Genomic DNA, 17919 nt, shown 5'->3' with positions numbered 1-17919 from the left:
TTCTTGCCTTTTTTACAAATTTTTAATCTCTACTAATTTCTATAACTTTCAGTGTAAATTATAAGCCGATTAAAGAAAATTTTAATATTCCCTTTTGTATACTGCTAATTTGACTTTGAAAATGAATAAATAAAAAGCACGACTTTTCTTCTGTATGGGAAAATATTTTGAACTTTTGGTTAATGAGATTAATTAGATAAGGGATTACTGGCTAAAAATCCAGGAGATTTACCAATTTCAAAGATGAAAAAGCAACTTTTTATTTTCACACCGCTTGTTATCATTACAATTCTGATGGGCTATCTTTTGATTTCAGGAAAAGGGATAAATGATATTGCCCTTTCCGGACTTCAAACCTTTAAGTCCCTGAAAGGCGATCGGGTGACTACCACTAATTTCAATCTTCATGAATCTCAACCTATTAGCCACAAGATTTGGGATAAACTGCTCAAAAAGCATGTTGCTTCAAACGGATTAGTGAATTACGAAGGTTTTCTTACAGATCAGAAAACATTAGATGATTATCTTGATTTGTTAAGTAAAAATCCTCCGGGAGAAAATTGGGACAAGTCAGCCGCTTTGGCCTATTGGATAAATGCCTATAATGCATTTACCATCAAATTAATTTTAGATAATTATCCGGTTGGAAGCATTAAAGATATTGCAGGAAGTATTACTATGGTAAATTCTCCCTGGGATATTAAATTCTTTAAAATTGGAGGTGTAGATTTTGACCTGAATACGATAGAGCATGAAATTTTAAGGAAAAAATTTGATGAACCCAGAATTCATTTTGCCATCAATTGTGCTTCTATTTCCTGCCCTGATCTTCGAAAAGAAGCCTATATTGGTCAGGAAATTGACCGCCAACTGGAAGAACAAACAAGGATTTTCCTGAGAAATGAAAGCAAAAATCAACTTTCCGTGAATGAATTAAAACTTTCAAAAATATTTGATTGGTTCAAAAGTGATTTTACCAGGCATGGATCTTTAGTCGATTTTTTAAAACTTTATACCAAATTGGAAATAAACCCGGAAGCTTCAATTGAATACCTGGATTATGACTGGGGGCTAAATCATGGATCACTTTAAATCTTTTTTGGGTGCTTTCAAAATCATAGTTTACTTTTGCCCAGCCTGCTGACTAACCTGCTGAGGCCACTTTTGTGGCTTGAAAAATCCATTTTTATACCCTAATTCTATCATTAAATTTCATTCAACCTGCAGATAAAATATCCGGAACAAATTCTATTATTAACTGGTTGAGTGACTAACTACATTATAACTATTTTTAGAACAAATACTTTTTCACATAAAAATGATTGACTTAATAAAACAACCCTGGCCCTGGTACGTATCCGGGCCGTTAATTGCCCTGGTAATGGGTACTTTGCTTTATTTTGGGAAGACTTTTGGGGTTTCATCTAATTTGCGCACTATGTGTTCGATAATGGGGGCTGGTAAAAAAGTTGAATTTTTCAATTTTAACTGGAAAGAAAACATCTGGAACCTGCTTTTTATATTCGGTTCGGTGATTGGGGGCTTTATCGGTCATTTCTTTTTAAGTACTTCAGAACCAGTGGCCATTTCAACAGAAACTGTTCAGGATCTGGCAGGGCTGGGAATTGCCAATTCAGGTACTTATGTGCCAACAGACCTTTTTAGTTGGTCAAGTTTATTTACCTTAAAAGGTGCCATCATGCTAATTGGAGGTGGCTTTTTAATTGGATTTGGAACAAGATATGCCGGGGGGTGCACTTCGGGTCATGCGATCACAGGTTTATCCAATCTGCAACTTCCCTCTTTAATTGCAGTTGTGGGCTTTTTTATTGGCGGTCTTTTAATGACTCATATATTAATGCCGATCATTTTAAGTCTGTAGCCTTTAAAAATTCCCTTCAGTTCAATTCAAGTAATTACACCTTTTAATAGATTTAGAAATGGCACCAAAGGTTTTAGAAAAGAAAAAAACATCAACTGTAAATCAGCAATTACTTAAAGGGACAAAATTTGTCGTTTTAGGAATTTTATTTGGCATAATTATGACAAAATCTGAAGCCGTTTCCTGGTACAGAATTCAGGAAATGTTCAGGTTTCAGTCTTTTCATATGTATGGTATTATTGGCTCTGCTTTAGGCTTGGGCGTAATCATTATGCAATTCATCAAAAGAAGGGCATTGATTGATTATTCTGGTCAGCCCATCAATTTGCCTACAAAGCCCAAAGGTTTTACCAATTATATTTTAGGAGGAACAATTTTCGGTTTGGGCTGGGCTTTAACAGGAGCCTGCCCGGGACCTGTATTTGTGTTAATCGGGAATGGATTTACGGTTTTCCTTGTAGTATTGGCCAGTGCGGTTTTAGGGACTTTTGTTTATGGTGTTCTTCGGAATAAACTGCCGCATTAGAGTACTATAACCTGTAATTTGAGGAGAGGACACAAATATTTCATTTGGACGGGCAGATTAAATATTAAAACCCTTTCCTTTCAATTTTCCAGAATTCGAAAACACTTTTCCTTCTTTCTTTAGGCGGTTTTTCATTGCTGAAACCTACGCTGTGTTTTACTCCACTCAAGGCCGATTTGGCCCAATAATTAAATATTGATCTTCTTGGATCTCTTTCGTGATAAATCTTCCCTTTTTTCAGAAATAAAAACCGGGGGTTTTTCGATTTTACCACCACATTGGCAAACATGGTAATGAAACTTTTGATTTTACCTTCCTTCTTAGGCTGTTTTTTCAAAACCTGTACATTCAGGTTCTTATAATACATTCTCATCATACCATCAGCATATTCCTTGTCAGCCCTGATATTAAATTTCAGACTTTTCAAATCACCGGAATTAATTTTTAAACCGGCAGCATTCACCATCATTTCATTTAAAGCGGTCATGTCCATGGGTTCAAGTTCCCCCTGATAAGTAAAGGCATTGTTTGGGTGATTGAGTGGAAAGATAAATGCTACATTTAATTGTCCTTCGCCCATGAGTTTGGTATTGGCAAAAATCTGGGTATTAATTCCCTCATTGAGCAATGCAGTATCATTGGTAAAATTATACCCATAGGCATTCAGGTTGTCAAGGTAAATTCTTCCCGGAGCTTTTCCATCAATAGAAAGTTCTTCGTAGGTAATTTTTGAATTATAAATATTGACAGTATCTATTTTCAGGTAAGTTTTCAGCTCTCTCAAGGCATCCTGAGGCATTTTTGTTTTTCTGTTTTCCGGGAAGGGAGGACGTTTATCCCGAAATACAAAAATATCGAATCCATCAAAATTGAGTTGGTTGGATTTGACATCCCCTGAAGCTAAAAAATCATCAATATTAAAACCGGCCAATTCAAATCTTTTTCCCTTAAAATGTATCCAGTCAATCTCATGCCCGGTAATTTCGGCTATGGCGTATTTATCTACCTTCGGCTGGATATCAATATTATCCATGTAAATAAGTGACTTTCCGGTGGAGATACCTATTTCTCCCACCTTCATTTTATTTAGGCTGTCGGGTAAATCCAGCTCAAAATCTCTTATGGCCATATGCACATCATCGGCATTGAGCAAGCGGTCATCCACATTCCTGAGCGTAGAGTCTACATGAAAATTGGTAACGGAAGTATAGAAATTATCAATCGAATAGGTTTCTGAAGATAATTTATCATGGTTGGTTACTTCAATACTGGCTTCATCAATATCGAAATGTTTAACTACTACCTGGTGAAAGATGTTCCTGAATAAGGGGAAAAGATCTCTATAGGATAGCGTATCCAAAAGATTTGTTTCCTTTTCTTCTTTTTTGTTGTAGTTTACCACCCTGATCATGGGTTTGGTAACTGAAACTTCATTGATCAAAAGATGCTCATTAGCCATGAGATCGAACACCTTTATTCCGTTTAATTTTACCTCAGGAGTATAAATATCGAAAAGGTTTTGCTCCTCCTCTGTACGTGAAGTAAAATTTGGATCGGCCCAATTCTTAGGCGCCAGGTGGATCAGGGAAAAATAAATTTCCGATTTTGCAGAAGAAAACCCGGCTTCACTTATACGCAGAGTATGCCAGTTATCGGGAAACTGGTGAATATAATTTCTGAATTTCAGGTTGATATCCTTGGTGAAAAATATTTTATCATTGGACATTCTGGTGGTGGAATCAATTTTCAGCTGATTAATATCCAATTGTACCTTATTTATTTTTACATAGTCGGATTCTCCCTCCAAATTGGTTTTGGAAAAGGCAAGTTGACCCTGATCAAAGGAAATATCATCAATTTGAATGAGTTTGAAAACCGAGGCAATTTTTAAGTGTAAATCTGAAAGATTAACTCCTTTGTTTTTTGTGATCTTTTTTTCCTGTTCAAATAATTTAAGATTTCCATCGGGATTTTGAATCGTCAGTTTTTTGGCGACCAACTCATTTTGGTCATAAATTCTTCTCAGGTCTATTTCTTCCAGCGAAATTTTAGGAATACTTACATTGTAGTTTTGGGTTTGCCTTCTGTTTCGGTACTGGGGTAATGGAGCAATGGTGAGGTTGTAACCATAAATGGAGGAACTGGATAAAGACAAACTAAAGTCCTTTCCTTCCACGGTATGTACACTGTCTGGGAGGAGAAAAGCGTAATTTTGAGCGAAAACTTCCAAATCGTAAACTTCAAACTTTACCTCATCATTTAGAATGGCTGTGGTATCCATCAAAAGGCTTTTTCCACAAACCGAAATATTATTGGCATTGAGGACATTATAGGACGCATTTCCCAATTTTACAAGAGAATAAAATCCTTCCTGAACATTAATATCCTTTACACTTAAATATTTAATATAGTCAACCAGTTTGGCAGGAACTGGCTCTTGAGTTTCGAGATTAATGGGTATGGAATCTTTCCGGACTTTCTTTCTTTCATCGGATGTAAAATGTGTGACATAGGGCCGCTGAATCTGAAAGTTTTTAAAACTATATTCCTGATGTTCAACAAGCGACTTCAGGTCGAAACCACTGAGTAATAATTCGTTTAATTTAAGGTCAAAAATATCAGCTTTAGTTTCTACATTTTCCCTTACAAAGCTCCTTTCCCTGCTAATTGGTCCAAAATTAATCCGCCTGGCCAGCAACAGCGAATCCCTGGATGAAAATTCAAATTCACCGGCCTGCACAAAATGCAAACTATCGGGCATGTAATACTGAAAGTTTTTGAAACTCCATTCAATATTATCTGAAAATAAAACTTTTGCCGAGTCCAGATGGACTAAGGGATTTAAAGTGAATTTTTCCAGATTAATTTTCAGGTCATCCAGTTTTATCCTCTCCAGTGTATCAGAGTCTATTTCGGTTAGGGAGAAAAGGCCTTCTTCCAAATTGAATTGTCCAATATTTATCCTTCTAAAAGTATTGGAAACCATAGGATAAATACTTGCCAGCAATAAGGAATCCTGATCTAATAAAAATAAAGAATCCAACTCGTAATCTTCTTCCTGAGCCAGTAAAACAGAATCCGACTCGGGGAAAAGAGAGTCTTTCATATTTTCCGACAAATAGTCGGATATAGATTTCAGATTCAGGTAACTGTAATTATTCTCCAAAACGATAACTTCTTCAATAGGAAGGGTCATTACGTTTGAATCCCATTTTACCCTCGTCTTTTCAGAAATAGAGTCTTCAATTAATTGAGAAAATTGGGTATTAACCGGCAGTGGATTCACCTGAATGTTATCTGCTTCAACCAGCTGAACAGAATCTGAAGTGACGTCTGCCAATAAGGAATCAGGAAGTATCAGGGTAGAATCCATCGGTATAAGGAGGGAGTCTGGCGGGAGTTCTATTGTGGTAGTATCAATTAGTCCCTGGGAAAGAGAGTCGAGTCTTTTTAAAGAATCGGCTTTTTCTTTTACCCTCAGGTATTTGTTGATTTCAATTCTTGGCCGTTTAATATTAAATCTTCCTGATGATAATGTTTTATTTTTAATGGCATTCCAGAGGTTGATTCCCAAAAACTCTACCCTGGAAAGATAGATTTTCATCAATTTATCCTTTTCCCTTGCCTGAAGCTGATAAAGAGGATTCATACCATTTTTCGGCAAAATCACAATATTGTTGCAATAGACATTGGAAGTTATGGTGGATATTCCAAATTCCCGGACCTTCAAAGTATGGAGGCCATCAGGGAGATTGGTGGCATAATCTCTTATGACAAAATCGAGATCGTCAATATAAAATTTCTTTGCTCTTTCCCTGTAGTTGTCGGCTGATGCATGGAAGTGAATCAGGTTGAGGGAAAAATTATTGGTAAGGATTTTTTCATTAGCGCGTCTGGATAAATTTATATCTACAGCAGCACTGTCAATTTCTACTTTTTCAATAGTGAATGATTTAAATACCTTTGAAATTTGTGGGTAAATATCTTCTATATTAAAAGGCTGCTGACTGGAAGATTTTTGATTAGGATTGCCTTTTAGGCTCACAAATGGATTTTTAACCGCAAGTTTTGAAACCACCAGAGTGGAATCGAAGTATGCTTTTGGAAAATTAAGACCAGAAATTTCCAGGCTGGGAAAATCAATATTCATCAAAGAAATTGAATCTCCACCAGGATTTTTATTTTTAATATTAAACCTGTCAAGAAGAATTTTTTCCTCAGAAGTAGAGAGGTAGAAATCCTTGAAGTTTATCCGATAGGGAGAATTGGGAAGATTTATATCATTCTCCTTAAGTGTCACATATAAATCGTCCACATAAAATGGGCGGCCTTTATTCTGATGGGAAGTAGAATCTATTTTGAAAGTAGAAATTCCTATTGAAAAATCATTGATATTTAATGGCTGAATGGAATCATTTTTCACCTGCTCATAATAAAGATTTCCCTTGTTTATTTCCAGTTGATCAATTTGAAAAAGATTTAGATATCCTGAGATGAGATAAAAAAAGTCTTTTTCATTAGGGGTGCTGTTGGATTTATGTTGATCTGAAATGTACTGCCTGAGTTTTATAGTAGGATTATCAATCAGGAATTTTTCAATAATGAGCTCTTTTTCAAAATAAAGGTCCAGCAGATCGCTGATATTCAGTTCAATAAAGGGTACATTAAATTCATAAAGAAACTTTGGCTGATTTCCACTGTTTTTTAATTGCGCTAACCGGCTATTGTTAATGGCAAGGTTTAGATTGCTTATTTCATATTCTCTTTCCAGAAGAGAAAAAGCGGCTTTTTCGTAGGATAAGGAATATAGATTGTCACTCTTGAGAATTACAACTTCCTTCAGAATCCGCCCGATAATTTCACTGGAGTAGTATTTTACAATAAGTTGGAGGCTGATCAAAAGCACAGCGATAAAGCCGATAATTCCTGAAAACCATTTCAGAAATTTCCGTTTTTTCACCGGTTCATCTTCCGCGGCAGGCTTGTTTTCCTCAAATTCCTCTTTATTTTTATCTTCCATGTGATAAGCCCCTGTGCTTTTTTACTTTGAGTAAGTACCATGTATTTTACTTGGATTAACCTTATTGAAAACGAGGGATTTTGTCTCACTTTCAGTTGTTTAAATTCCAATATGGATGGCAAAACAGGTAATGTAAATTTCAGACCTACTGCCCACTAACTTGCTGTAATAGGGAACCAACTTAATTTTGTTTCTCTCAGTAAATGATTGCTGCTTTTTCGCTCGTAATTTTCTGTTTTGAAAATATAGAATTATAGTTTCATTATAAAGAAAACAGGAAAAAATTTAATTATTCCAAAGTTTAGACTGGCTTAATTAAGGATAGGTGGTTTATTGAAAGTTAACCATTAACTATTAAAATTCCATCCTAGAAGCATTTTTTAAAATTAAACTTCAGGAATAAAATGATTACTTTCCGGCCATTCGATAACAAACAGCGAATGACAACACCTTATTGAAATAATAATATTCCTTGGCCATATTTTTAAGGGAATTGGTCCATCTTACCCTAAGCGAGAGATTTTCAAAAACCAAAAAATCTACACCCAGGTGTGCGGTGAAATCTACTTTGCTAAAAAGCTCGGTTTCATCCTGGAATCCGAACCCAGTATCGGAATTAGCCGCCAGCAAATAATTTCCACCGAGGCCTCCCTGAAAAACATATTTCTCTTTAAAAATGTAATTTACGGTGATGGGAATATCGATGTAATTTAACTTCCAGATGAAAAATGGTTCATTCTCTCTTGATCTGCTCCCTTTCTGGCTATACAAAATTTCCGGTTGTAATTGCACTTTTTCGCTCAGGGGAAAAGTAACCGCCCCACCAAGTAATAAACCAGCTTTATCGAATCCTCCAATATCGTCACCATCGATTTGGGAAACATTTAATCCGGCAATAATCTGTCCTCCAAAAGACTGACTATTAGCCTGATGAAAGGAAATAACTAAGATGACAATAGATAATGTATTAATTATTAATCTCTTCATTTGTATTATCGCTGGTTTTTTACAATTTCCACTCCGCTTGAGGTGCCAATTCTCTCGGCTCCGGAAGCAATCAGAATCTTCACCTGGTCCAAAGTTTTTATCCCTCCAGAAGCTTTTACCCCCACGGTTTCCCCTACTGTATCTTTCATTAATTTTACATGTTCTGGTGTTGCGCCAAATGGGCCAAAACCAGTAGATGTTTTGACAAAATCGGCTCCGGCATCTTTACAGAATTTACAGGCTGTCACAATTTCCTCATCGGAAAGATAGGCAGTCTCCAATATCATTTTTAAAAGCACATCATGCTGATGGCTGAGTTTGGCAAACTGGGCAACTTCCACTTTAGCCCAGCCTTTAGCATCCGATTTGAATGCCGAAAGATTCATCACAACATCTATTTCATCGGCTCCTTCCTCAATGGCACGTGAAATTTCAGCCAATTTGGTCTGGGACATATTATAGCCAAGAGGGAAACCTGCTACTGTCACCAGCCTGATCTCATTTTGACCAATATCCCTTTTTACTTTTTTGACCCAATAAGGTGGGACACAGACACCCAAAAACTGATATTGAATAGCTTCTTCCAAAAGCTTTTCAATATCAGCCTGAGTAGCTGTAGGTTTCAGATTGGTATGTTCGATATATTGGTTTAATGTAACCAAGTTTGATTAGATTTTTGCTTCTAATTGTACCAAGTCGATGAAACGCTGGAATCTGATTTCCAAGTCATCTTCATCCAGATTTACCAGCCTTTCCGTGCCAAACTTTTCCACAGTGAATGAAGCCATAGCTGAACCGTAGATGATGGCTTTTTTCATATTATTGAAGGAAATATCGTTGGTTTTTGCAAGATAACCAATAAAGCCACCAGCAAAAGAATCACCAGCTCCGGTAGGGTCAAAAACTTCTTCAAGGGGTAAAGCAGGGGCAAAGAATACATTGTCATTCTGAAATAATAATGCACCATGCTCTCCTTTTTTTATAATTAGTGTTTTAGGGCCCATTCCCATAATTTTCTTGGCAGCTTTCACTAAAGAATATTCTCCTGACAGTTGTCTGGCTTCTTCATCATTTATGGATAGTACATCTACCAGTTTAAGTGTTTGCAACAGTTCATCCAGCATGATATCCATCCAGAAATTCATGGTATCCAACACGATGAGTTTTGGCCTTTTTTCAAGCCTTTCAATTACTGTCCTTTGAACTGTAGGAGCCAGGTTTCCCAACATAAGAAAGTCCACTCCCTGGTAAGAATCAGGTAGGATTGGATCGAAATTTTCCAGTACATTCAACTCTGTAACCAGGGTGTCTCTGGAATTCATATCATTATGGTATTTTCCAGACCAGAAAAAGGATTTTTCATTTTCCTTTATTTGAAGACCTTCGGTATTAATTCCATGATCTTCCAGTAATTTAATATCAGACTTGGGAAAATCTCCTCCCACTACAGCAACCAGTTTGCCTTCTTTTATAAAATAAGAAGAGGCCAGAGAAATGTAAGTAGCTGCTCCACCTATAATTTTATCAGTTTTTCCAAAAGGGGTTTCAATAGCGTCAAAAGCTACAGATCCTACAGTTAAAAGACTCATTCAGGATTTTATTTAGATTAAAAAAATGGGATGAATCCCGTTATTAAAAAGTTATATTCAGATTTGATAATTTTCTTCGGAAAGAAAATGTTTTTTAAAAGCTTTTCAAAATATTAGCAAAGATAACTATGCCTTTGTTCTAATTTAAGAAAGTGGCTGATTTTATAAAAGGATGTACCTAATACATCAAAAAATAAAGTTCATGCCCACATTAAGCACATGTTTAAATTGGGGTTTGGCTCCTGATTCAAAAGGATTCCCGTTATCATCCACACCCTGAAAATTGACGTCATCATCATAAATGAAGTTCGTAGAGAAATTGGTATGAAAAAATTTGTTTACTCTTAGCACTACAAGAGTTTCCCAGTTTACGTCCACATTCTCCATTTTCTCATAGTTGGCAAACAGGTTAATAAAATTTTTAAAGGTAATGTTTTCCATAATTTTAGCACTGAGAGTGGAGTTAACCTGTACACCCAATTCAGATAAAACCTTTTTCCCCTCCAACAAGCCATAATCAGTGCCTTTTACGGAATCATCCAACACCATGGTCATTTTACCGGTGATTGGGGAAAACATTCCCGTAAATTCCAGTTTTTCTTCCACATTGGTTTTATAAAGCATTCCTGATGAAACTTCCAGCCTTCCTGGTGCCATAAAGTTGGATATTCTTACAGCTTCTTCTTCATTAGTAAGTGGATCTTCAGAATATTTTAATCCCTGGTCAATCTGAGTTTTGAAGTGGATTTTTCCAGACAGGTTCCAGTTTTTACCGGTAGTTTTTCGGCTAAACTGAGAAATGATATACAATTCGTCATCTGACTTTCTGAAACCTTTTTCTCCTTGCTTAGTGACGCCATAACCCAGGTGAAATATATTTTCGAAATTACTGTTTTCAGATTCTCTTTTGAGAATGTAATGCACAATAGAGCTAAGGGAAATGGCGCTTTCCCCACCAGTTGACCAATACTTGTTAAAACCAACATTCGAAAAGTTAAAGCCGAGGTTCCCTTTATGTGACCATTTTTTTTCTATTGTGGTTTCTTTCACTTCCTCCTGAACAATTTCACTGAGTGAAGTGTCCTTTTCCTGCTGGTGAACTAAAGTTTTTAATCGCTCTATAATTTCAAGCACCACCACAGAGTCCTCAGATTCAAGTAGGATAGTATGTTTATCCAGTTTGATAAATTTTAAGCTGTCATTTAATTGAAAAACGGGAAGCTCTTTAATTTTATCATCTAATTTAAAGGTTGTATCCTGAGGGTGATCTGATATTTGACCAAATGCTGAAAAAGTTAAAGGAAGGGCAAGGCTAAGTAAGATTAATTTTCTATAATAGCCGTGAATTTTTAAAATGGTACAAATCATTTTTAAGAGGATACTGATGTTTTATTGGTTTATCGCGCAAATATAAATGAGTTTAAGATTATTTTTTGAAAGTTTAAGTAAAGCCGAGCAAAAAGATATTTCCGGGAAGAAGTGCCTTTTTGAAAACATTTCAATACATGGAGAAGTTTTCCCCGGCTGGGAAAATGCTGAGATCGCCATTTTTGGTGTAAATGATTATCAATTTGCAAGGAAAGAAAATATCGAAAAAAACAGTATTTCTCCTTTGAGAAAAGCCTTCTATAAGCTCAGGGAATTTTCAAAAGAAGTGAAAGTTGTGGATTTGGGTAACTTAAGGCTGGGTGAAAGTTTTCAGGATACTATTGACAGGCTCACGGAGGTTTGCGAAATTCTGATCAGCCATAATACACTTCCTGTAATATTAGGAGGCGCACATGGTCTTGATTATGGTCAGTTTAAATCTTATCAGAATCTGGATAAAATCATTACCATGCTAAATGTGGATTCCAGAATAAATCTGGGTAGTGAAATAGGGGAGGAAAATCATGTGCACCAGATACTCATGCATCATCCAAACTACCTTTTCGAATATATTCATTTAGGTTACCAGCGATATCTCAATGATAAATCCGTGATTGAAATATTACAAAAACTGAATTTTGAAATTAAAAGTCTGGGACAGGTTAGAGACAATTTCAAGGAAACTGAACCGCTAATCAGATCAGCAGATTTATTGAGTTTTGATATTTCTTCACTTCGTCAATCCGAAGTTTTGGCTACTCCTGAGCTATTTCCCTTTGGGCTTACAGGAGAGGAAGCCTGTCAGTTGTGTTGGTATGCAGGGCTAAATGAAAAACTATCCTCTATCGGTTTTTATGGTTTTCACTCTTCATTAGATCGGGATAATATCTCTGCCAATGTAGTGGCTACTATGGTCTGGTATTTTATAGAAGGGTTTTCCTTTAGAAAAAAAGAGCTGAGTTTCAAAAGTAATTTTTATGTGAAATACATAGTTCCCATTGATGTTAAGGAAGTAAGCGATACCCATGAAATAATTTTTTATAAGAGTAAAATATCGGATAAATGGTGGATGGAAATTAACCTGGAAGAGAAAAATTCATCGGATACACTGGGAAGGAATATGGTACTTCCATGCAGCTATAGTGATTTTGAAGAAGCGAATAAAGGAAATATTCCCAACCGCTGGCTTAAAGCTGTAGGAAAACTTACCTGATATTTATTTCTAAAGTCTGGGCTTACTGGGTTATTATTAATTCAATCATTACAATGGTTGCATTCATAATTTTGAACAGGAAATTTCAATTTCGGCCATTTAAATTTTCTCAAATGCCAGCCTTGTTCGTAATCCATCTACACACCCTGTATTTTCAACAAAATCGTTAAAATCAAATGATTTCTTACATCGGACTTGCATTGAAAAATTTTCAATTTTAAAAACAAAATAGTACTATTATAAAAGAATCAGGTTTTGTTGGACCAGTCCCAATAGGTGTAAAGCAGATTTCTTTTATTAAATATTGGGAAAGTACAATTTTAAATTGATTTTTTAGGCTAGTGTATGCCAGAAGGGCGGATTTTTTGTTTTTGGAGTAATCAGGGGAAACTTATAATCTATTGATTTTAGAACATATTTAATAGCATTTTCCCGTGTTTATATTTAAATAATAATTATATTTAAAGAAGCAGATAATAATCTAATATTATTACTGTTTATTAATATACTTACACAAAAAAGGAAATGTGTTTTTTGAGGTGATTGTGGGATGAATAGGCTTTTAGAATAGGATTTTTAGGTATACCACCCACTTTCTTTCCTTTTACAAAGTACCTTAAACAGACTAACCCAACAGCTTTTTGGACCTTCTTGTAGCGTGAGAAGTTGATTTTTTTGTTAATAAAATAAATATTTTTACAATATATTACATCAGATTAGGTTTTATTAACCGATCCAAACTACATCAGGTATTGCATTTTTAATTTGAGTAGTTTTCGGAAATAAAAATAATTGAATCAAATTGAATGAGATATGGCCAAATTAAAGCACATTATTAAGCAGCTCTCTTTATCTGATTATGAGTCAATTCATGAATCCTTAATTGAAAGCAATGCAGATAAATCTGCCTACCTGTTAAGATCAATGCGGGAGAAGCAACTCTCAGATAGCAAAATCATGAGTGAGCTGGATGTAAATACCAATGCTTATTACACTTTAAGATCACGGCTAAACCAAAAAATTGAAGAATATTTGTTACAGCAAATGGAGAATCCAAGAACGGATCTTCTTAAAAAAGTAGCGAATATTAACGAAATAATTTTCACTAAAAAGAGAGCTATTTCTATAGCTACTTTAAAGAAACTTGAGAAAGAGTTGTTGGATTATGATCTTTCCAATGAACTTACCATAGTTTATAAAACTTTAAAGAAATTACATCTGAATACTCCGGAACATTTCCATTATTCACAGCTTTATAACAAACACGTAGCCTATATGTTGGCGGTGGATAAAGCAGAGGATTTGCTGGCAGAGTATTTCAAGAAATTTGGAGAATATTCCTTATCAGGTGATGAAACTGACAAGTTTGGGCTAAACCTGATGGCTACTGAAATGGATAATGTGTGTAATCTTTACAATTCACACCGACTCTATGTTTACCAAAATTGCTTAAGTATTTTCCACCGATTGTTCATTGAAGATGGGGAAAAAGCAAATGACGGTAAAGAACCAATTGAGGATATTTTGGAAAATATCGAAAAGATATTTGATAATTATTACCTGGATTCAATTTATTTCCACTTAAAACTTGTTTTCGAATACCTGAGATTAGAATACTACAATCATTATAAAGTATTCAGGAAAGCCGAAAAATATTTTGAAGAGGTGAATGAACAAACAGGTTCATTACTTTCCAACTACGGGTTGTATACTTACCCTGCTCAGTTCTTAAGTACCAAGCTGAAAAGACATATCAGGCTGAAGTGTGAGGCCGATTTGTATGGGGAAAATGAAAACCTATTCCAGTACTTTGAATGTGATAAAGATGATATCCCAAAATATTTGAATTATATCATGTTCAGGGCTACTGCCTGTTACTATGTGGGTAAATTTGATGAGGCAGCCAGATGGATAAATAATCTGTTGAATGAGGTAAGTCTTAAGAAATATCCATATGCATTGTTAGAAATTAAATGTTGCCTGGCTCTTATGTATTGCTGCAAAAAGGATGAAGATTTATTCCAGCAGTTGATTAATAGTATCCAAAGGCAATTGAGGATTCTAGGTAAGGACACAAGCGAAGATATTGTGATATTTATTAAAATACTGAAAATTGCCATTAGCCCCGCTAAAAGGGATAAAGCAATGAAAATCAGAACATTAATAAGTAAAAGTGAATCAATTCAGGCTGGTAGGTTATTTAGTCCAACGAAGTTCATTGAGCTGGATGACAGATTTGTAGAATTAGTAACCAGTAACTAAAGTACGTATCAATTTTTAATTGAATTTTTTTAGCTGACCGTTTTGGTCAGCTTTTTTTTTGCCCATTTTTTCCTTGCTATAACTAAGCCTCATTTTTTTTAAAAAATATTCAATTCGTAAATCCTTTACGTTCTGCAGAATAAAATTTGAATTAAATAAGATTAACCAGATGATAAAAATTTAATTTAACATGCAGGCACAAGCAAACAAACTCCTTCGAACCAGCAAACTAATAATGGTTACCCCCAATAACAACAATAAGTTTTATGAAATGATTGAAAACGAAGACGGGACTTTCACTACCAATTATGGCCGGATTGGTAGCCGTTCTTCCAGTCAGATTTATCCGGTCAATCTTTGGGATACCAAATACAGGGAAAAAATCAGAAAGGGATATAAAGACCAGACTCATTTGTTTGCGACAACTTCTAAAAAAGTCGATTTTGAAGATATTTCTGATGAACAAGTCAGGAGTCTTATCAGTAGTTTAATGCAATTTGCCACTAAATCCATTCAGTATAATTACAATGTAAATCCTGATCAGGTGACTGAAACTCAGTTGGAGGAAGCTCAGCTAATTATCGATGATTTGTTGAAAAAGGTGGAGCCTAATATGAATACGGAACATTTTAATGCCAGGCTTTTAGAACTGTATCAGGTTATTCCCAGAAAAATGGGTAATGTGAAAGATCATCTGGTGGAAAAAGTAAATTCTACTGAAGAAGTTGCCGAAATCAACGAGATGTTATTGGAAGAGCAGCAAACGCTTGATGTAATGCGGGGGCAAGTCCAAATTAACAGTCAGAAAAAGGAAGCAACAGAAAAAAATGAAAAAATAAATCTATTGGAAGCCATGGGGTTAATGGTTTCGAAGGTAGAGGATAGAAAAGTGGAAAAGCAAATTCAGAAATTAATGGAAGGGGAGAAGTCGAAATTCTTTGCTGCCTATGAGGTGAAAAACATAAGGACACAGCAAAAGTTTAACGAGTCATTAAGGGAAAGAAAAAATAAACAAACTAAGCTTTTTTGGCACGGAAGCAGAAACGAAAACTGGATGTCGATTCTGGAAAATGGCCTTGTATTGCGGCCATCCAATGTAGTGATAACCGGGAAAATGTTTGGCTATGGGCTTTATTTTGCCGATCGTTTTAAAAAGTCATTGAACTACACTTCTTTAAGAGGATCTTATTGGACTGCGGGAAACTCGGAAAGAAGTTTTCTTGCCCTTTATGAGGTACACACCGGAAACCAGTTTAAAGTAAAAAAACACCAGCCTGAGCATTATAATTTTAACGAAAAAAAACTAAAGGAAAAGGGTCAAAATTACGATTCTCTTTTTGCAAAAGGAGGTGCTGATTTAATCAATAATGAATATATCGTTTACAATGAATCTCAATGTACAATTAAATATTTGGTAGAAGTAAGGCACTAATAACTCATTCAAAGTATAAATAAAATCAAACTTTCTAAAACTTCAGTTACTATGGCAAAAAAACTCACATTGGATATTATAAGAATTACAGCAGAAGATTTAATGCTGGAAAATGGTGAAACTACTACTTTGGAAGTAAAGCTTTATCTGAGAGGCTTGGGTTATATCGCATTTCAATCAGAGATTTCTGCAATTATGGCGGAGCTTTGTGAACAGAATGGATGGTCTTTTGAATACAATGGCCTGTTTCGGATTTACAAGTTGCCTTCAATTATGGACAATATTTTACAATATTTGTATTCTTCCCAAAATTAAATTGATTTCTGTTTATCTTTTGGTTTATAAACTTAAATTGCAGGATAAATATTCAGCATTTTAGCTTAAAGTTGAAAGAAAAAAATTATTGATAAATGGAAAATAAGGTTCAAAATATTTGTGTGTTTTGTGGCTCCAGAACAGGAAATAAGGTCGTGTTTGAACAAATAGCCTGGGATTTGGGAAAATTATTGGCAAAGAAAAATCATACCCTGGTCTATGGGGCAGGAAATGTTGGTTTGATGGGTGTTATTGCCGATTCAGTTTTGGAAAATGGAGGCAAAGTTACTGGTGTTATTCCCAATTTTCTGGTGGAAAAGGAAGTAGCACATAAAGGTCTTACTGAAATCATAACTGTGGATAGCATGCATGAACGGAAGCAAATAATGGCTGAAAAGTCTGATGCATTTATAGCTTTGCCCGGAGGCTTTGGTACAATGGATGAACTTTGCGAAATCCTTACCTGGTCCCAGTTAGACTTACACAATTGCCCAATTGGACTAATTAATACTGACGGGTATTTTGATCTTTTAATTCAATTTTTTGATAAAATGGTGGAAGATGGCTTTTTAAATAAGGTGAACAGGTCTTTGATTTTAGTGGATAAAACTCCTGAAGGATTGCTGGAGCAGTTTGATCACTATATTCCCAATAAGATGGGTAAATGGTTTGATGGAGAAAAGAGCTAATTCTCGAAATAAAAATTAATATCTATAAAATACACAGCCACCACAAACTTTTTGATGGAAATTTGTGGTGGCTTTTTATATCCTAAAAAAAATCAGGACCATTGATCCGGAATCTCTGAGATTTTTTTAAATATCCAGGCTTACCAGGTTTTGCTGAGTAAGTGGTTTATTAATATATTTCTTTACGTAGATATAATTTTTCGACTTATTAATATCCTGAGGGTTGATTGAGGAAGTAAGCATTACAATTTTGCATTTTCCCTTGGTTTCCTCATTAAGTTTGTCGAATAAATCCAAAAACTGAAATCCGTCCATCAATGGCATGTCAATATCTAAAAATATAACATCAGGAAGAATTTGCATTGGGTCAAGGTGAGAAATTTTTTCAATGTTCTTCAGAAATTCAATGGCGCTTCTTGCTCCAGAATGTACATAAATATTTTTGCAGATATTCGATGCTTCTATCATCTTTTGATTGATAAGGTTATCTATCTCATTATCATCAATCAACATCACTGAATGGTATTTTTTATCTGACATATCTTACGTAAAAAAGTTAGTTGCTAAAAATTAATATAATTTGTTAACAGAATTCAAATATACATTTTAATTCCTCAATTATAAGTTTATCGAAAA

At 35.1% G+C, this 17919-nt stretch carries 14 protein-coding genes; 8 read left to right on the top strand and 6 right to left on the bottom strand.

From position 1 onward, the window contains the following. Positions 1-243 precede the first annotated feature (243 nt). The 3 genes from A3EM_RS0131785 to A3EM_RS0131770 all read left to right on the top strand — a co-directional run bounded on the left by A3EM_RS0131785 (position 244) and on the right by A3EM_RS0131770 (position 2408). Positions 244-1092 carry a DUF547 domain-containing protein gene (locus A3EM_RS0131785; protein ID WP_020532305.1) on the top strand — a complete coding sequence of 283 codons (849 nt, stop codon included), beginning with the start codon at positions 244-246 and terminating at the stop codon, positions 1090-1092. Positions 1093-1318: 226 nt separating this feature from the next. Then, positions 1319-1882: a YeeE/YedE family protein gene (locus tag A3EM_RS0131775; protein WP_020532304.1), complete on the top strand. Its 564-nt coding sequence runs from the start codon at positions 1319-1321 to the stop codon at positions 1880-1882. 58 nt (positions 1883-1940) lie between these two features. Further along, the gene (locus tag A3EM_RS0131770) at positions 1941-2408 is read left to right on the top strand and encodes a YeeE/YedE family protein (protein ID WP_020532303.1); all 468 of its coding nucleotides are present in this window, start codon (positions 1941-1943) and stop codon (positions 2406-2408) included. 64 nt (positions 2409-2472) lie between these two features. Here A3EM_RS0131770 and A3EM_RS0131765 read toward each other — a convergent pair whose 3' ends face one another. The 5 genes from A3EM_RS0131765 to A3EM_RS0131740 all read right to left on the bottom strand — a co-directional run bounded on the left by A3EM_RS0131765 (position 2473) and on the right by A3EM_RS0131740 (position 11372). Continuing rightward, complete coding sequence (locus tag A3EM_RS0131765; RefSeq protein WP_020532302.1) at positions 2473-7428, bottom strand: hypothetical protein; 4956 nt, start codon at positions 7426-7428, stop codon at positions 2473-2475. Positions 7429-7836: 408 nt separating this feature from the next. Further along, positions 7837-8415 carry an outer membrane beta-barrel protein gene (locus A3EM_RS46470; RefSeq protein WP_020532300.1) on the bottom strand — a complete coding sequence of 193 codons (579 nt, stop codon included), beginning with the start codon at positions 8413-8415 and terminating at the stop codon, positions 7837-7839. Positions 8416-8420: 5 nt separating this feature from the next. Next, positions 8421-9077, bottom strand: a complete 657-nt coding sequence (gene deoC / locus A3EM_RS0131750) for a deoxyribose-phosphate aldolase (protein WP_020532299.1) — start codon at positions 9075-9077, stop codon at positions 8421-8423. Between the two features lie 6 nt (positions 9078-9083). Beyond that, complete coding sequence (locus A3EM_RS0131745) at positions 9084-10004, bottom strand: PfkB family carbohydrate kinase (protein WP_020532298.1); 921 nt, start codon at positions 10002-10004, stop codon at positions 9084-9086. 186 nt (positions 10005-10190) lie between these two features. Beyond that, positions 10191-11372, bottom strand: coding sequence for a DUF3078 domain-containing protein (locus A3EM_RS0131740; protein WP_020532297.1), 1182 nt, complete (start codon positions 11370-11372; stop codon positions 10191-10193). A 46-nt stretch (positions 11373-11418) separates the two neighbouring features. Between A3EM_RS0131740 and A3EM_RS0131735 the strand changes: the two genes are divergently transcribed. From A3EM_RS0131735 to A3EM_RS0131710, 5 genes are all read left to right on the top strand, one after another. Next, positions 11419-12585: a formimidoylglutamase gene (locus tag A3EM_RS0131735; RefSeq protein ID WP_020532296.1), complete on the top strand. Its 1167-nt coding sequence runs from the start codon at positions 11419-11421 to the stop codon at positions 12583-12585. 813 nt (positions 12586-13398) lie between these two features. Continuing rightward, positions 13399-14847 carry a hypothetical protein gene (locus A3EM_RS0131725; RefSeq protein ID WP_020532294.1) on the top strand — a complete coding sequence of 483 codons (1449 nt, stop codon included), beginning with the start codon at positions 13399-13401 and terminating at the stop codon, positions 14845-14847. A 190-nt stretch (positions 14848-15037) separates the two neighbouring features. Next, positions 15038-16279, top strand: a complete 1242-nt coding sequence (locus A3EM_RS0131720) for a hypothetical protein (protein WP_020532293.1) — start codon at positions 15038-15040, stop codon at positions 16277-16279. A gap of 51 nt (positions 16280-16330) precedes the next feature. Next, entirely contained in the window at positions 16331-16594 is a 264-nt protein-coding gene (locus A3EM_RS0131715; protein ID WP_020532292.1) for a hypothetical protein, read from the top strand. A 95-nt stretch (positions 16595-16689) separates the two neighbouring features. After that, a complete protein-coding gene (locus A3EM_RS0131710) occupies positions 16690-17283 on the top strand; it encodes an LOG family protein (protein ID WP_020532291.1) in 594 nt (197 codons plus the stop codon). Positions 17284-17409: 126 nt separating this feature from the next. Here A3EM_RS0131710 and A3EM_RS0131705 read toward each other — a convergent pair whose 3' ends face one another. Next, positions 17410-17823, bottom strand: a complete 414-nt coding sequence (locus A3EM_RS0131705) for a response regulator (RefSeq protein WP_020532290.1) — start codon at positions 17821-17823, stop codon at positions 17410-17412. Positions 17824-17919 lie beyond the last annotated feature (96 nt).

It is taken from the genome of Flexithrix dorotheae DSM 6795 (genome assembly GCF_000379765.1).
Classification (GTDB): Bacteria; Bacteroidota; Bacteroidia; order Cytophagales; family Flammeovirgaceae; genus Flexithrix; species Flexithrix dorotheae.
Note: the sequence above shows the minus strand (reverse complement) of the source record. Positions and strands in the feature narration are given on the sequence as shown.

Excerpts from the sequence above, each read along its gene's own strand:
- A3EM_RS0131785 (WP_020532305.1), top strand. The coding sequence starts at position 244 with ATGAAAAAGCAACTTTTTATTTTCACACCGCTTGTTATCATTACAATT.
- A3EM_RS0131775 (WP_020532304.1), top strand. The coding sequence starts at position 1,319 with ATGATTGACTTAATAAAACAACCCTGGCCCTGGTACGTATCCGGGCCG.
- A3EM_RS0131770 (WP_020532303.1), top strand. The coding sequence starts at position 1,941 with ATGGCACCAAAGGTTTTAGAAAAGAAAAAAACATCAACTGTAAATCAG.
- A3EM_RS0131765 (WP_020532302.1), bottom strand. The coding sequence starts at position 7,428 with ATGGAAGATAAAAATAAAGAGGAATTTGAGGAAAACAAGCCTGCCGCG.
- A3EM_RS46470 (WP_020532300.1), bottom strand. The coding sequence starts at position 8,415 with ATGAAGAGATTAATAATTAATACATTATCTATTGTCATCTTAGTTATT.
- A3EM_RS0131745 (WP_020532298.1), bottom strand. The coding sequence starts at position 10,004 with ATGAGTCTTTTAACTGTAGGATCTGTAGCTTTTGACGCTATTGAAACC.
- A3EM_RS0131740 (WP_020532297.1), bottom strand. The coding sequence starts at position 11,372 with ATGATTTGTACCATTTTAAAAATTCACGGCTATTATAGAAAATTAATC.
- A3EM_RS0131735 (WP_020532296.1), top strand. The coding sequence starts at position 11,419 with ATGAGTTTAAGATTATTTTTTGAAAGTTTAAGTAAAGCCGAGCAAAAA.
- A3EM_RS0131725 (WP_020532294.1), top strand. The coding sequence starts at position 13,399 with ATGGCCAAATTAAAGCACATTATTAAGCAGCTCTCTTTATCTGATTAT.
- A3EM_RS0131720 (WP_020532293.1), top strand. The coding sequence starts at position 15,038 with ATGCAGGCACAAGCAAACAAACTCCTTCGAACCAGCAAACTAATAATG.
- A3EM_RS0131715 (WP_020532292.1), top strand. The coding sequence starts at position 16,331 with ATGGCAAAAAAACTCACATTGGATATTATAAGAATTACAGCAGAAGAT.
- A3EM_RS0131710 (WP_020532291.1), top strand. The coding sequence starts at position 16,690 with ATGGAAAATAAGGTTCAAAATATTTGTGTGTTTTGTGGCTCCAGAACA.
- A3EM_RS0131705 (WP_020532290.1), bottom strand. The coding sequence starts at position 17,823 with ATGTCAGATAAAAAATACCATTCAGTGATGTTGATTGATGATAATGAG.